This is a genomic window from Treponema sp. (assembly GCF_045641405.1).
Classification (GTDB): Bacteria; Spirochaetota; Spirochaetia; order Treponematales; family Treponemataceae; genus Treponema_D.
Map to the genome: position 1 here is coordinate 73,758 of NZ_JAZUGX010000001.1, position 14,487 is coordinate 88,244.

Annotated in this window: 13 protein-coding genes; 10 read left to right on the plus strand and 3 right to left on the minus strand. The window is 43.4% G+C overall.

Going from position 1 to position 14,487, the window contains the following annotated elements:
* The first annotated feature begins 72 nt into the window (after window positions 1–72).
* Window positions 73–828, plus strand: coding sequence for a 5'-methylthioadenosine/S-adenosylhomocysteine nucleosidase (locus tag ACKI39_RS00265; protein WP_318691140.1), 756 nt, complete (start codon window positions 73–75; stop codon window positions 826–828).
* On the opposite strand, the gene ACKI39_RS00270 is transcribed toward ACKI39_RS00265, so the two are convergent.
* Entirely contained in the window at window positions 823–1,311 is a 489-nt protein-coding gene (locus tag ACKI39_RS00270; RefSeq protein ID WP_407396490.1) for a hypothetical protein, read from the minus strand. The two genes, ACKI39_RS00265 and ACKI39_RS00270, sit on opposite strands and share 6 nt — an antisense overlap.
* A gap of 82 nt (window positions 1,312–1,393) precedes the next feature.
* Here ACKI39_RS00270 and ACKI39_RS00275 point away from each other — a divergent pair, with 82 nt between their 5' ends.
* From ACKI39_RS00275 to ACKI39_RS00315, 9 genes are all read left to right on the plus strand, one after another.
* Complete coding sequence (locus ACKI39_RS00275) at window positions 1,394–2,284, plus strand: alpha/beta hydrolase (RefSeq protein WP_407396492.1); 891 nt, start codon at window positions 1,394–1,396, stop codon at window positions 2,282–2,284.
* Window positions 2,285–2,303: 19 nt separating this feature from the next.
* Window positions 2,304–3,680: an aminopeptidase gene (locus tag ACKI39_RS00280; RefSeq protein WP_407396546.1), complete on the plus strand. Its 1,377-nt coding sequence runs from the start codon at window positions 2,304–2,306 to the stop codon at window positions 3,678–3,680.
* Window positions 3,673–4,323: an HAD hydrolase-like protein gene (locus tag ACKI39_RS00285; protein WP_407396494.1), complete on the plus strand. Its 651-nt coding sequence runs from the start codon at window positions 3,673–3,675 to the stop codon at window positions 4,321–4,323. Before ACKI39_RS00280 ends, ACKI39_RS00285 begins: the two co-directional genes overlap by 8 nt.
* Before the next feature lie 45 nt (window positions 4,324–4,368).
* Window positions 4,369–5,448 carry an HD domain-containing phosphohydrolase gene (locus ACKI39_RS00290; RefSeq protein WP_407396496.1) on the plus strand — a complete coding sequence of 360 codons (1,080 nt, stop codon included), beginning with the start codon at window positions 4,369–4,371 and terminating at the stop codon, window positions 5,446–5,448.
* Window positions 5,449–7,680, plus strand: a complete 2,232-nt coding sequence (locus ACKI39_RS00295; protein WP_407396498.1) for an ATP-binding protein — start codon at window positions 5,449–5,451, stop codon at window positions 7,678–7,680.
* A 66-nt stretch (window positions 7,681–7,746) separates the two neighbouring features.
* Window positions 7,747–9,252: a DUF1538 domain-containing protein gene (locus tag ACKI39_RS00300; protein ID WP_407396500.1), complete on the plus strand. Its 1,506-nt coding sequence runs from the start codon at window positions 7,747–7,749 to the stop codon at window positions 9,250–9,252.
* A complete protein-coding gene (locus tag ACKI39_RS00305; protein ID WP_407396502.1) occupies window positions 9,249–9,896 on the plus strand; it encodes a P-II family nitrogen regulator in 648 nt (215 codons plus the stop codon). The genes ACKI39_RS00300 and ACKI39_RS00305 overlap by 4 nt, the downstream gene beginning before the upstream one ends.
* Window positions 9,893–10,762 carry a biotin--[acetyl-CoA-carboxylase] ligase gene (locus ACKI39_RS00310; RefSeq protein WP_407396504.1) on the plus strand — a complete coding sequence of 290 codons (870 nt, stop codon included), beginning with the start codon at window positions 9,893–9,895 and terminating at the stop codon, window positions 10,760–10,762. Before ACKI39_RS00305 ends, ACKI39_RS00310 begins: the two co-directional genes overlap by 4 nt.
* On the plus strand, window positions 10,759–12,411 hold the full coding sequence (locus ACKI39_RS00315) for a B12-binding domain-containing radical SAM protein (protein WP_407396506.1): 1,653 nt from the start codon (window positions 10,759–10,761) through the stop codon (window positions 12,409–12,411). The genes ACKI39_RS00310 and ACKI39_RS00315 overlap by 4 nt, the downstream gene beginning before the upstream one ends.
* Window positions 12,412–12,434: 23 nt before the next feature.
* Here ACKI39_RS00315 and ACKI39_RS00320 read toward each other — a convergent pair whose 3' ends face one another.
* Window positions 12,435–13,457 (minus strand): PASTA domain-containing protein, encoded by a 1,023-nt coding sequence (locus ACKI39_RS00320; RefSeq protein WP_407396508.1) that lies wholly within the window; start codon window positions 13,455–13,457, stop codon window positions 12,435–12,437.
* 8 nt (window positions 13,458–13,465) lie between these two features.
* A complete protein-coding gene (gene fmt, locus ACKI39_RS00325; RefSeq protein WP_407396510.1) occupies window positions 13,466–14,479 on the minus strand; it encodes a methionyl-tRNA formyltransferase in 1,014 nt (337 codons plus the stop codon).
* Between the last annotated feature and the right edge of the window lie 8 nt (window positions 14,480–14,487).

Consider the following 14,487-nt stretch of genomic DNA (forward strand, 5'->3'; position numbering starts at 1 on the left):
CTTCCTTACTGTAAAATTAAAACTTAGCTTTCAGGGGTGTCCATAAAAACTCATTTCATTATAATGGAAAACATGAGTAATTCAAACTTCCCTTCTTCAATTAAAAGCATTTTGATTTTTGGCGCAATGAATGTAGAAACTGAGTACATGGTTTCAAAGCTTTCAGATGTAAAGAAAACTGAAATCGGAGGCTATCCTTTTTTCGAAGGAAATTTCAGCGGAAAAAAAATCATAGTCTGCAGGACTTTCACCGGGATGGAAAATTCAGCGGCAGCAACAGCAATAGGAATACTCAACTTTTCTCCTGACTGCATCATAAGCCAGGGAACTGCTGGCGGTCATGATCCTCTTCTTCACAAAAAGGACATCGTGATCGGGGAACGGCTCGTGAACATTTCTTCGTTCAAAACCAACAGATATGGAAAAGGCGAAGGCATTCATCCGACCGAATGGGAAATAAAGGACTGGGACCTTTTTGAAGGCGATGAAAAAGAAAAGGATGTGCCATGCCTCTACAGCAACAGCAGCCTTGTTGATCTTGCCATGGCAACCGAATACAAAAACGGAAACCTTGTAAAGGGAACGATTTCTTCAAGCAACAACTGGAACATGGAAATGGACCGCATAAATCATCTTGTAGAAACTTACGGTTCAACCTGTGAAGAAATGGAAAGCTATGCCGCAACTCAGATAGCAAACAGATTCAACATTCCCTCATTGACCATAAGAATAATTTCAAATTCAGAGCAGCATCCCGGTGAAGAATACGAACGCACGACTGGGCAGCTGTGTCAGGAATTCGTTCTTGATGTAGTTAAAAAGCTATAGCCAGACCCTTATGCCTGCATTTATCGGGAAGCAGGCAGGAACAAAACGTATACTGATTTTTTCATCATCCCTGTCATAGTTCACTCCCACCGAAGGATTCCATGCCGCATGGGTGTAGAATTCAAGGCAACGGCTTTCAAAGCAGAAGGCATTGATTCCAATTCCAACGCGGGCACCTGTTTCTGCATAGGATTCATTTTCAATTCTTCCACCAAAGGACATTCCCCAAAGGGCAAACCAGTTTATATTGGAATTCATTTTTTTATAGACCCACCAGTTGTCAAGAACAAGATCTGCAGATTTTTCCTTGAAGTTATAGGAAGCGGAAATTCCCCACGGAGTATATTCAGAACGGATGGTGATTCCTGCACTGCCATCAGGTGACGGACTGAACTTTACGCCCCCTTGCACACCGCAACCGACCTTGGCAAATGCAACGGAACAAAAAAACATACACCCAATGAACAAAAGAATCTTTTTCATTCTTCCATTGTATTTTTTTTTGCCACATTATCAAAGGGGCAACCTTTGTTTATTGCCAGATTTTTCGTTACAATATAGATAGATGAAAAAATCTCTTCTAATATTATCAATTTTATTCTCATTTGCGGCTCTGGGATTCTGCGGAGAAAGATCAAAGTACAGCAAAATCTATCTTTGGCAGAATATAAAAGGCATGGAAGTGAATGTCCGCGACACAATTCTCTTTGCCCCGAAAAAAACAGGACAAGGCGAAACAAAAAAAGCGGCAGTAGTAATCTGTCCAGGCGGAAGCTACCATCATCTTGGAATGCCCCATGAAGGATTTGCAAGCGCAAAATGGTTTGACAGCATAGGAGTCGTTCCCTTTGTACTTCAGTATCGGGTTGCCTACAACTGCCACCATCATCCGGAAATGCTTGAAGATATTGAAATGGCAATCAAATACATCAGGGAAAATGCTGATGTTTACGGAATCGACATAGATAAAATCGGAGCCATCGGTTATTCTGCAGGCGGTCACCTTGTCACTATGGCAGGAGTCTATGGCGGATCAAGAAATGAACTTGAAAAGCTTGGCGTGCATACAGAAGTTTCACTCCGCCCCAATTTCGTAATGCCGATTTATCCTGTGGTTACAATGCAGGACGACATATGCCATAGATGGTCCAGAAGAAGTCTTCTTGGGCATCAGGAATACACACAGCAGCTTAAGGATGAATATTCAATGGAACTCAATATCCCGTCTGACATGGTTCCAACTTACATCCTTGCCTGCCGTGACGATCCCGTTGTCATCTTTGAAAATTCCGTTCGCCTTGAAAATGCTCTGGCAGAAAAAAACATTCCGCACCACTTTGCAGTCTATGAAAAAGGCGGACACGGTTTTGGAATGAAGAACGGCTGGTTCATGAAGGAAACTCACTGGAACGAAGACCTTAAAAACTGGCTGAAGGAAATAAAAATTATCGACTGAAAATAAGTCATTAAATCATCTGGAGGAAAATATGAGTGTTGTAGAAAACTACAAGAACTTCCTGAAAAACGGAAAGACAGAAAGAGAATGCACAAGCGAAATCATCCGCCTGGCAGAAGAAAAAGGATACAAGGACATAAATAAAGTTGAAAAGCTCAAGGCTGGAGACAAGGTTTACATTTCAAAATGGAACAAGTCTGTCGCCCTCTTCCACATCGGATCAGAGCCAATTGAAAAGGGAATGAACATCCTCGGTGCCCACATCGACTCCCCTCGCCTGGACATAAAGCAGAACCCACTCTACGAAAGCGACTTCATAGTTTACCTCAACACCCACTACTACGGAGGAATTAAAAAGTACCAGTGGGTTACGATTCCTCTCGCCCTCCACGGCGTTGTCTGCCTTAAGGACGGTACAACGGTAAACATCAATGTTGGTGAAAATGACGATGATCCTGTATTCTGCATCAGCGACATTCTTCCTCACCTTGCACAGAAACAGATGGAAGGAAACGCAAGGGAATTCATTCCTGGTGAAATCCTCGACATCATCTGCGGAAGTGGAATCGTTGACAGCGAAGATGAAAATGAAAAAAACGAAAACTCAGAGGACGACAAGAAAAAAGAAAAGGAATCAGCAAAGAAAAACATCCTAAAGATCCTCAAGGACAAATACGGTTTTGAAGAAAAAGACTTCAACTCAGCGGAACTTGAAGTTGTTCCTGCAGGTGCCCCACGCGATCTTGGCTTTGACAGGAGCCTTATCCTTGCCTACGGACAGGATGACCGTTCATGCGCATACACTTCGGTACAGGCAATCCTTGATACAGAAAAGACAGACAAGACACTCTGCTGCCTTTGCGTAGACAAAGAAGAAATCGGCAGCGTAGGTGCAACAGGCATGGCAAGCCACTTCATGGAAAATGCAGTGGCAGAAGTTGTTGCACGTCTCGGAGACTACAGTGACCTTACCTTAAGAAGATGCCTTAACAGCAGCTACATGCTTTCAAGCGATGTTAATTCAGCATACGACCCGATGAATGCAGGACTCTACGACAAGAAAAATTCTTCTTTTCTTGGTGGCGGAATCGTATTCAACAAGTACACGGGCAGCCGTGGAAAGTCAGGGGCAAGCGACGCGAATCCAGAATTCATCGCAATGCTGAGAAATGCTTTGGACAACGCCAAAATCAAATACCAGCTTGCAGAACTTGGAAAAGTTGACCAGGGTGGCGGCGGAACAATCGCATACCTTGCTGCAAAATACGGAATGTATGTCCTTGACGCTGGCGTTGCCGTCCTTTCAATGCACGCTCCTTGGGAAATCACATCAAGATTCGACATTGAGGAAGCCTACAAGGCATACAAGGAATTCCTGAGGCTCAGCAATGTTTAAGAATATTCTCTTTGATTTTGACGGCACAATCATGGACACTTCCCCTGGGATCTACGATTCCTTTGACAGGGTTGTGGAACACTATAAACTTGACTACCCTCGCTCTGAGTATCACCGCATGATAGGACCACCGATACGTGACAGCTTCAGGGACTTTCTGGGATTCCAGGAAGCGGAGGTTGAAAATGCCATCAAGGTCTACAGGGATTACTACGCAGTCGAAGGAATGTACAACGGTGACATATACACAGGTATAGTTCCTCTGATCACAAATCTGAGAAAATCGGGAAAAAAGATATTCACCGCAACAAGCAAGCCAGAATATTACACAAGAAAAATCATAGAAAGGAAGGGACTGCTTGAATTATTTGATTTCATCGGTGGAAGCGATATTTCCGAAAAGGGTCGCACCTCAAAGCAAGATGTGGTAGAATATGTACTGGAGACTCAAAACCTCTCTGAAAAAAAGGAAGATTGTATTTTGATCGGCGATAGAAAATTCGACGTTATCGGGGCCCATGCTGTCGGCATTAAATGTGCAGGCATACTTTGGGGATTCGGCAGCAGAGAAGAATTCGAAAAAGCAGAAGCGGACTGGATTTTTGAAACACCTGAGGATGTGGAAAAGTTCCTTCTTTCATGAGCAAGATATAATTTAAAAAAGGCATAGATGTATTTCAATTTAATCATGGTTTTATTTTTATGTAACATCCTCCTGATCATTTTTGGAATTGTTGCTATATGGAAAATTCGTGTTTCATATAACCAGAAAAGGGAGGAGATAAAAAAGAGCTTCCAGAGAAATGAACGTCTCATGGAACGCTCCGTAATGGCACTTAGCAATGCCATAGAAGCAAAGGACAGCTACACGAGCGGACACTCACGACGTGTCGCTGCCTACGCAAAGGAAATAGCAAGACGCATGGGAAAGTCCGAGGACTATCAGCGCGACATATACCATGCAGGACTTTTGCATGACATAGGAAAGATACGCATTCCAGACAAGATAATTTCCAAGAAAGGAAAACTTTCCGACATGGAATTTGAATGTCTTAGGCTTCATCCGATAATGTCATTCTCAATGCTTAGCGGAATATCTGACGATGGAAACATAGAATCCGCCGCCAAATATCACCACGAGCATTACGACGGTACTGGGTATCCAGAAGGACTTTCAGGAAAATCCATTCCTGAATTTGCGCGTATCCTTGCCGTTGCAGATACATACGATGCAATGACCTCGAGCAGAAGCTTCAGGAATCTTTTCCCACAGAAGTTCGTCAGGTCAGAGATCGAATACCAGATGGGAAAGCAGTTTGATCCAGATATTGCACAGGTCATGATAGACATGATCGATGAGGACAAGGACTTTACCCTCAAGCAGAAGGACGACGTAAACAAGAAAATACTTGTAGTCGATGACGATGTAATTGCGGTCAAGCTCGTCGAGTTCATGCTGGACGAAGACAGAACGCTGGAAATTACTTCCGTAAAGACAGGTGAGCACTGTATAAAAGCTCTTGAAGAATATAAATACGACTTGATCATCCTTGACATCTATCTGCCTGACAGCGACGGATTCAAGATCCTGGAATTGATCAAGGAAAAATACAAGACACCCGTGATCTTCATGTCGTCGGACAAAAACGAGGAGACCATCACCCGTGCCAGAGAAAATGGAATTAAATACTATCTGGTCAAGCCATTCCTCAAACAGGAACTGGCAGAAGCATTGAGAGATGTTTTCAGATATGATCTGGAGCCGTAAATGAGATTTACACTGGAAGACATAAAGAACAAGCTTATGTCGGATGACAATCCGACCCAGCTTACGCTTTTCAACATTATCATTCCTGCAGGAACAATCGGTGGAATTTTTTCCATCTTCATATCCCTTACTGATGCTGCACTCTTCATTCAATTCGGTGTCTGCATAACAGGCATGATTTTTCTGGGAATACTCTTTTACCTTGCCAACTGGAAAAAGAAGGTCCAGTTGGCTTCCATACTCAGCATCACCATCATGGGGGACATAATATTCCCTATAATGTTTTTCTTTGGCGGTGGAATCGACAGTGGAATGTCCTCGTGGTTCTTCCTTGCCATCATCTTTGCATTCCTCGTTCTTGAACGAGGTCCGTTCTTTGCGGTTTTCTCCATCCAGGTAATCGTTATTTTTCTATGCTATGGAATCGCCTACCGCTATCCTGAATTGGTAAGGCCATTCTCATCAGAGAAAATCAGGACAATCGATGTCGTCCAGAGTCTTTTGCTTTCATCCATCGTCATCGGTTGCATCATCAAATTCCAGAACAGAATCAACAAGCACGCCGTTGAAACCATAAAGAAGGCAAATGAAGACCTTAAGGACTCCGAGCTTAAAGCTGAAAACGCAAATCATGCAAAATCGGACTTCCTTTCAAACATGTCCCACGAAATCCGTACTCCTATCAATGCGATCCTCGGTATGAATGAAATGATTCTACGAGAATGCAAGGACAAGAACATCCTGGAATATGCTTCTGCGGTTCAGACTTCAAGCAATGCCCTTCTTTCCCTCGTAAACGACGTTCTCGATCTTTCAAAGATTGAATCTGGAAAACTTGAGATCAAGGAAGAAGAATACAAGCTTCAGGACCTTATCCTGGGCAGCTACGGCATGGTTGCAGAGCGCCTTGAAAAAAAAGGACTCCGCGGTTCTATCTTCTGCAACGAAAACCTTCCACAGGGACTTATCGGAGACTTCTCGCACCTGAGACAGATCCTCATCAACTTCCTTACAAACGCCTGCAAATATACTGAAAAAGGAAACGTCGATTTCTTCATCCTTGGATCAGTTTCTGGTGATGAAGCAAAATTGATTTTCTCCGTTAAAGATACTGGTATCGGCATCAAGGAAGAGAACCGCGCAAAGATGTTCAAGAAATTCGAACGCTTTGACCTCCAGAGAAACAGAAATATTGAAGGTACAGGTCTCGGCTTGAGCATTTCAAAACAGCTCTGTGACCTTATGGGCGGAAAGATTGAAGTAAAGAGTGAATACGGAAAGGGATCGGAATTCATAATAACCGTTCCACAAAAAGTATTCGATGCGACACCAGTCGGAGAAGTTTCACCAAAGGGCAAGCAGAAGGAAAAGGAAATCAAGGTTTATCACCAGAGTTTTGAAGCTCCCGATGTTGATGTTCTCGCAGTCGACGACGTTGAGCTCAACCTCATCGTTTTTGAAAATCTCCTGAAAGAAACAAAGATGAAGATCGATCTCGTGGAAAGCGGTGCTGCAGCCATTGAACGCGCATCGGAAAAGCACTACGACATCATCTTCATGGACTACATGATGCCAGAAATGGACGGTATCCAGACATTGGAAAAGCTTCGCAGCATGGATACCCCTAACAACAAGACGCCTATCATCGTCCTTACTGCAGATGCCCTTGCAGGTGTCCGCGAAAAATACATCCGCGCAGGTTTCAAGGATTACATTTCAAAGCCTATCGACGGCAACAACCTTGAAAAAATGCTCATCCGATATCTTCCACAGCAGAAGGTTTTCCTCAAGACAGGAAAAGAAGACATTCCTTGCGGTGAAAAGATTTCACGGCTTAAGAACATGCTTCCTGAGTTTGACTACGAGACCGCTCTAAGTTACTGCGATGAAAGCGAAGACTTCTGCATCGAAATCATAAGCGAATACTGCACAAACAACCATGCAGAAGAGATCAAGATGTTCTTTGATGAATGCGAATGGGAAAACTACAGACAACGTCTGCATTCCCTCAAGAGCACTTCACGCACAGTTGGTCTTTCAGGTCTTGCAGAGGAATTCAAGATCCAGGAAGCCGCAGTCAAGAAATGTGAGCTTGATTTTGCAAGAAAGAACCACAAGCATCTCATGGACCACTATGTCTTCTGCACATCAAAAATGCTTGAAGCAGGTTTCATCCTAGAAGCAGATGATGAGGTGATTGAGGATATCGATTCAGAATCAGACATGTTCTAGACATTTGCTGGACCTATGCCTGTATTTTATGGATTCATTATGTAAATTCTTTCCAGGTGCTTAAACATGAACATATTTGAGAAATTCAAGGAAACCTTGTACTCTGTCCTGCCCATAATGGCGATCGTCCTTATCCTTTCCATGACGGCTGTTCCTTTTTCCGCTGGACTTATCCTTAGATTCCTTTTGGGCGGACTCATGGTGATCATAGGACTGACCTTCTTTCTTATCGGTGTCGACATCGGTATTCTGCCCATCGGAGAACGCAGCGGTGCAGCCCTTACATCAAAGCGCAACCTTAAGCTTCTGCTTTCAGTTTCATTCATCATCGGTTTCATGATTACAATTGCAGAGCCTGATGTACAGGTTCTTGCCACACAGATAGGAAATCTTTCAACCAGCGTCAACAAATGGTCCCTTGTCATAATGATTGCCCTTGGTGTAGGATCCTTCGTTACCCTTGGACTTTGCCGAACAGTTCTTTCCTTAAGGCTTAGAGGAGTGCTAATAGTTTCTTACCTAGCTCTCTTTACCCTTGCTTTTTTTTGTCCAGAAAATCTTCAGGGAGCAGCCTTTGATGCAGGTGGGGCAACAACAGGACCTATGACTGTTCCATTCATCATGGCATTGGGAATGGGTGTTGCTTCCGTTCGTGCTGGAGGAGAAAAAAAAGGCTCAGAAGATGACAGCGCCTTTGGCTTGACTGGCATTGCAAGCATCGGTCCTATAGCTGCGGTCTGCTTCTATGGAATCATCCTAAACATGTACAGCAGCCAGAATGGAAATGATGCAGCCAACATGACAGAAGCAACTCATTCTCTTCCAGAAGGTATGGGTGTTTTCATGTCCATCCTTCCAACGATTCTTGGGGATGTCTTTAAATCCCTCTTACCTCTTCTTGTCATGTTCATTTTCTTTCAGATCTTTCTTCTCAAGATGCCACCTGTCCAGCTTAGAAAAATGTTCAACGGTGTAGTCTACTGTTTCGTAGGACTCGTTCTTTTCCTTTTGGGAGCAGAGGGAGGCTTCATGCCTGCAGGACAGAAGCTTGGAGAATCCCTTGGAATGCTCGCCTCCTGCAAGGGTGGCTTCTGGATTTTTCTTGTCGTTGCAGTTGCCTTTGTCTTCGGTGCCATTACCGTCTGCGCAGAGCCTGCCGTATGGGTACTTACCCAGCAGGTAGAAGAAGCAAGTGGCGGTGCGATAAAAAGAAAAATCATGCTCACTTCCCTTTCTCTTGGAGTCGCCCTTTCCATAGGACTCAGCATCCTTAAAATCATCCATGGATTCAGCCTTTGGTACATCCTTATTCCAGGATACGCTCTGGCACTCATACTGACTTTTTTCTGTCCGCCGCTATTTACTGGCATCGCCTTTGACTCTGGAGGAGTAGCATCAGGTCCAATGACAAGCACCTTCATACTTTCCTTCACTCTTGGATGTGCTTCAAGCTATTCATTTGCGGAAACCAATGCTTTTGGTGTAATTGCCCTTGTAGCAATGACACCGTTGATTGCAATACAGATTCTTGGAATCATCTTTAAGCTCAAGACAAAGGAGGCAGCAACATGAATACATTCAAACTGATAACAGCCATCGTTCCCCACAACAGATGCAACTCAGTTTCAGAAGCAGCTCAAAAAGCAGGCTCTTGGGGAGGAACTGTCCTTACAGGCCGTGGAATCAGCGCAAACAAATTCCTGGACTTTCTTGGACTTGGGGAAACAAGCCTTGATGTAATGATGATCCTTACTGAATCTGAAAAATGCAATGGAATCTTTTCTGCGATCGTAGATTCCGTTTCAGAAGAAAAAAAGAATTTTGGCATCGCCTATTCAACCAATGCTGGACAGCTGTTGAAGGCGGGAAACATCACAGGAGATAAACCAGTTATGAATGGAAACAAAAAACAGCAGTTAATCACAGTCATCCTGAACAGAGGATTTGCGGACGATGCCATGGCAGCAGCAAGAAATGCAGGAGCTGGAGGAGGAACTGTCCTAAACGCAAGAGGAACTGCAAAAGAAGATGATGAGAAATTCTTTGGAGTCAACATCGTTCCAGAAAAAGAAATGCTCCAGATTGTGGTTTCTGAAGAAAAAAAGGATGCCGTCCTTGATGCCATCAAGACCTTGCCTTGCCTTTCACAACCAGGCAGCGGTATCTGCTTCTGCAGCGAAATTGAAAACTTCAGCGTCCTTGGAAAAAATAATTGAACGACATTTTCTCAAGCAAGGAATTCCTAAGCAATTTTTCTCATGAACAGGTCCAAGAAATCGAAGGGAAAATTTCATTGGTCGAATCCATTGACAGCACAAACACTTTTCTTATGAATGAAGCAGACAGATTTTTGCCTTTGCTCGATGAACATGGCTGTCTTACTTCCAACGGAAGCAGATTCAATTTTTCACTCAAGGCTGCGGAAAGCCAGACAAAAGGTAGAGGAAGGATGGGTAGAACATTCATTTCTCCCATTTCAAGTGGAATATATTTCAGCATTTCCTACGTCAAGAAGGGAGGAATTACCGACCCTGCCCTTGCAACAGTCTCCGCATGTGTCGGTGTTTGCAGGGCCATTGAAAAAACCTTCAACGTGCCATGTCGGATAAAATGGGTAAATGACATTTACTGCAATCACAAGAAAGTCTGCGGAATCCTTACGGAAGGAATATTCAATCAAACTTCAGGCCGAATCGAAGGCTGCATAATTGGCATTGGAATCAACATCAGGACAGACAAAAGCTTTGACTGCGAGCTTAAGAACAAGGCAGGCGGAATTCTTGACGGAACGATCCCATCCATCGAAACTCCATCAAGGACATATTTTCTTGCCAACTGCTATAAGGAAATAAAGAAAATCCTTAGCTCTGATGAACGCATTATCGATGAATACAAGGAAAGATCCATACTCAACGGAAAAACTGTAACGGTGACACCTGTAATTGGCGATGACAGGAGTGCATATGAAGCTACAGTGAAAGGAATTTCCGACAGGGCAGAACTTGTCGTCACCCTTGCAGACGGAACAACAAGAAATCTAAGCAGCGGTGAAGTAAGCCTTCATGGAACAACACTCTCATGAAAATACTCCTTGCCGCAGTCAACGCTAAATTCAACCACACAAACATAGCAGTTCGTTCAATTTCAAAGTACATAGATTCTCCTGATGTTGAATTTGCAGAATGGACAATAAACATGCCGCTCACGGAAATTCTCCGCGGCATTTCTGCAAGAACTCCTGACATGGTTCTTTTTTCAACCTACATCTGGAATTCGGATATAATACAGAAAATCATTCCCGACCTAAAGAAAATTCTTCCAGGCATAGTAATCGGAGCAGGTGGACCAGAAGCAGGATTCAACGCGGAATTCTGGCTTTTAAAACATCCCCAGCTGGACTTTGTAATCTCTGGTGAAGGCGAAGAAACCGTAAAAGAGATTTCCGAAGGCAAGAATCTTTGTGACATTAGAGGACTTTGGATCAGGGATTCAAAAGGAAAAGCAGTCTGGACTTGCAACCGTGACCTAATCTGCAATCTTGATGACATTCCATTTCCATACGATGATTTTGATGATCCTGAACACAAAATCTATTACTACGAATCAAGCAGAGGATGTCCTTTCAGCTGCTCATACTGCATGAGCTCCATGGACAAGCGTGTAAGATTTCATTCCCTTGACAGGGTTTTTGCCGATCTAAAGAAGTTTCTTGATGCGGGTGTAAGCCTTGTAAAGTTTGTTGACCGAACCTATAACCTGAAGGAAGAAAGATACATCGCCATCTGGAATTTCATATTGAACAACCTCAATGGCAAGACCATGTTCCATTTTGAAATAGAAGCGGAATTCCTTAGCGACAAGGCACTATCCATTCTTCAGACAGTACCAGAAAACATCATGCAGTTTGAAATCGGAATCCAATCTTGCAACCAAAGGACACTTGAAGCCGTTGGACGCTCAAAGGAAACAGTCAAGCTTTTTGAAAACATCAGTAAGATTCCAGAAACCATCCACACACACCTTGACCTGATTGCTGGGCTTCCATATGAAAACCTTGAATCCTTTGGCAATTCTCTTGAAAAAGTAATGACACTAAAGCCTGACGCACTTCAACTTGGATTCCTCAAGGTTCTTCACGGTACCAGCATGGAAGGCTACGCAAAGAAGAACGGATGGCAGTGGACCGACAATGCCCCCTACGAAGTTCTTTCCACCCCCTATCTTTCATACAAAGAAATTCTTTTTCTTAAGGATGTGGAAGTCATTCTCGATGCATATTGGAACAGCGGAATTTTCTCAACCACAATGAACTACATCTTACGGAAACAAGGAAGCTGGAACTTTTTATGCAACGCAGCAGAAATTGCCCGTAATGACGGTTCCCTTGATTCAGCAAGGAAAACCATATGGTGGTTCAATTGGCTTGCCGAGCATTCAAAACAGGATCCTGTCATCATGGAACTGTTGAAATTTGATTTCCTTAAGATGGGAAAGACAAGCAGCTTTCCAAAATGGCTTGAACATAGATACAGCAAAAAAGAACACCTGGAAGCAATGGTCCAGCATGAAAACAGATTCGACAGCAGGATTGAATTTGCATTCTCAGAGTATGATGAATTCACCGTAAATCCTTTTGCCGAAGAACCTGAAAAAACAAAGGGCACATACAAAGTTCTTTTTGTATATGCCCGCCATAATTCTTCAATCAAAAACTGTCAGATACTTCTTTAGCATCTGGTTCTATAGTTCCACTTTTATTCGACAACAACCTTTGCTGTTTCAACACCCATGACAGACAGGATGAGGGTGGTGTTTTTCTTTACATTGTATGGTGCCGTGAATTTCTTTCCTAAATGGTTGGCAGAAAGAAGAACTGTTGTTTTTCCATCAGACCCCTTTGCCTCAAGGACATAAGGAACTGGGAATGGATAATCTGTAAGGTCGCAGGAGAACACGCCCTGAACCATCTCATCCTTTTCTCCACGAGGCTTGACTTCGAGAATTGCCTTGACCCTTGTATAAGCTTCAACTTCATCCTTGGTCTTTTCAACATCACCGACATTTCCCTTTGCAGGAGCTCCTTCATCTTCCTTTACATCAAGATCAACTATGATCTTATGTTCTCCCATGACAGAAAGAAGCTGCTCGATGTTAAGACCTTCCAGCTTAGGCATGTCGACTTTTTCTGTCTCCGTTCCGCAGCTTACGACAAACTGAAGCCTTATCTTTTCGGAAAGTGAAGTTCCTGCTTCTGGATACTGTGCAATGATTGTACCTGGCGTACTTTCATCCTTTACATATACGAATGGTGAAACTTCAACAAGAGAATCGGAACCGCTGAAAAGAAGATCCAGTGAATTACGTACCTCATCGGCATTTTTTCCTACATAGTCTTCAATGAAATCAATCGCAATTCCACGGCTTACTGTAAGAGTAACGCGGCGGTATGCCTTTACGATCGCACCAGCCTTTGGATTCTGCTCAAGGATTGTACCCTTGTCACCAGGAAAGTCGGAATACTTAAGCTGTATCTTCGGATAGAGTTCCTTAGCCTGCATCTTGAGAAGAGCATCGGTAAGGCTTTCTCCAACAACATCAGGAACAAGAACTTTTTCCGCTCCCTGGACAGATGCAAAGAAAACTGCAAGACAAGCAGCAAAAGTAATCACAAGGGAAACGATTGCCGTGACAACAGAAGTCTTTCCACCCTTGAGAAAGCTGTCAGTGAATTCCGAAAACTCAATTTTTACCTTTGAAAAAATATCCTTGATATTCATATTCATCCCTACTCAAGAACAGTGCCGATGAAATTTCTGGCTCCGTTCATAAATGATTTATAATCCATTGCTTTCTTAGACTGCCACTGAAGCTCCGTTGCAAGAAGAACTCCATCTCCAGTCTGAATCAAAATTCCACGCTGCTTGTTGTAATCAAGGACAGTACCTGGAACTGCAGATGTGTTTTTTGTAATCGCAGGATCCTGTGCTGCAACTTTTGATGCAGCCCTTCCCTTCAATATCCTAAGCTGAACACCGTTTGCAGTCGTAAAGCAACCTGGCCATGGAGTATAGGCCCTTATCATTGCATCTATCTTTTCCGCAGAAAGCTTCCAGTCAATCTTACCGTCTTCTTTCTTTATCTTTGTGCAATAAGAAGGCTCTCCTACCTGTGGCGTTGCAGGAGGAAGAACTCCTGTGCGTGAAATCTGCCTCAAATACTGAGTAAACATTGCAGTACCGTAAACGGAACACTGGCGCAAAAGGTATTCAGCATTTTCATTTCCCGTCAGTCGATACCTGTGGCAGGTTATGATGTCACCTTCGTCCATTCCCAAAGCCATTGTCTGAATTGAACAGCCTGTCTCTTCATCCATATTCAGAATACATTCGTTGATTGGAGTTGCACCCCTGTATTTTGGAAGTATGGAAGGATGGATGTTGATTCCACCGTATTTGAAAAGAGAGAAGAACTTTGGTCCAAGAATGTGTCCGTATGCAAAACAGATGAAAATATCAGGCTTAAGGGACGCAAGAATTTCACGCTCAGGTGCGCATACATGTTCAGGGCAAAGAATTTTTATGTCAGTTCCTCTTGCTTCATTCCAGGTGCGGGCATACTGTTCTACTTCAGTTGGAACCAGCTCAGAATGGCGACCTCTTGCTGTAGGAGGATTTGTGAGGACTCCGACAATTTCATACTGTTCATCAGGTGTTGCCTTTGACATTTCACTGTCACGCAAAAGAAGTTCAAGGATTGTCGCTGCAACCTGTGGACTTCCACCATAAACTACTCTAAGCATTTACTTTA

Bases quoted from the DNA above. Each gene is read 5' to 3' on its own strand.
- ACKI39_RS00275 (WP_407396492.1), top strand. From the start codon at position 1,394: ATGAAAAAATCTCTTCTAATATTATCAATTTTATTCTCATTTGCGGCT.
- ACKI39_RS00320 (WP_407396508.1), bottom strand. From the start codon at position 13,457: ATGAATATCAAGGATATTTTTTCAAAGGTAAAAATTGAGTTTTCGGAA.
- ACKI39_RS00285 (WP_407396494.1), top strand. From the start codon at position 3,673: ATGTTTAAGAATATTCTCTTTGATTTTGACGGCACAATCATGGACACT.
- ACKI39_RS00295 (WP_407396498.1), top strand. From the start codon at position 5,449: ATGAGATTTACACTGGAAGACATAAAGAACAAGCTTATGTCGGATGAC.
- ACKI39_RS00305 (WP_407396502.1), top strand. From the start codon at position 9,249: ATGAATACATTCAAACTGATAACAGCCATCGTTCCCCACAACAGATGC.
- ACKI39_RS00270 (WP_407396490.1), bottom strand. From the start codon at position 1,311: ATGAAAAAGATTCTTTTGTTCATTGGGTGTATGTTTTTTTGTTCCGTT.
- ACKI39_RS00300 (WP_407396500.1), top strand. From the start codon at position 7,747: ATGAACATATTTGAGAAATTCAAGGAAACCTTGTACTCTGTCCTGCCC.
- ACKI39_RS00290 (WP_407396496.1), top strand. From the start codon at position 4,369: ATGGTTTTATTTTTATGTAACATCCTCCTGATCATTTTTGGAATTGTT.
- ACKI39_RS00265 (WP_318691140.1), top strand. From the start codon at position 73: ATGAGTAATTCAAACTTCCCTTCTTCAATTAAAAGCATTTTGATTTTT.
- ACKI39_RS00315 (WP_407396506.1), top strand. From the start codon at position 10,759: ATGAAAATACTCCTTGCCGCAGTCAACGCTAAATTCAACCACACAAAC.
- fmt (WP_407396510.1), bottom strand. From the start codon at position 14,479: ATGCTTAGAGTAGTTTATGGTGGAAGTCCACAGGTTGCAGCGACAATC.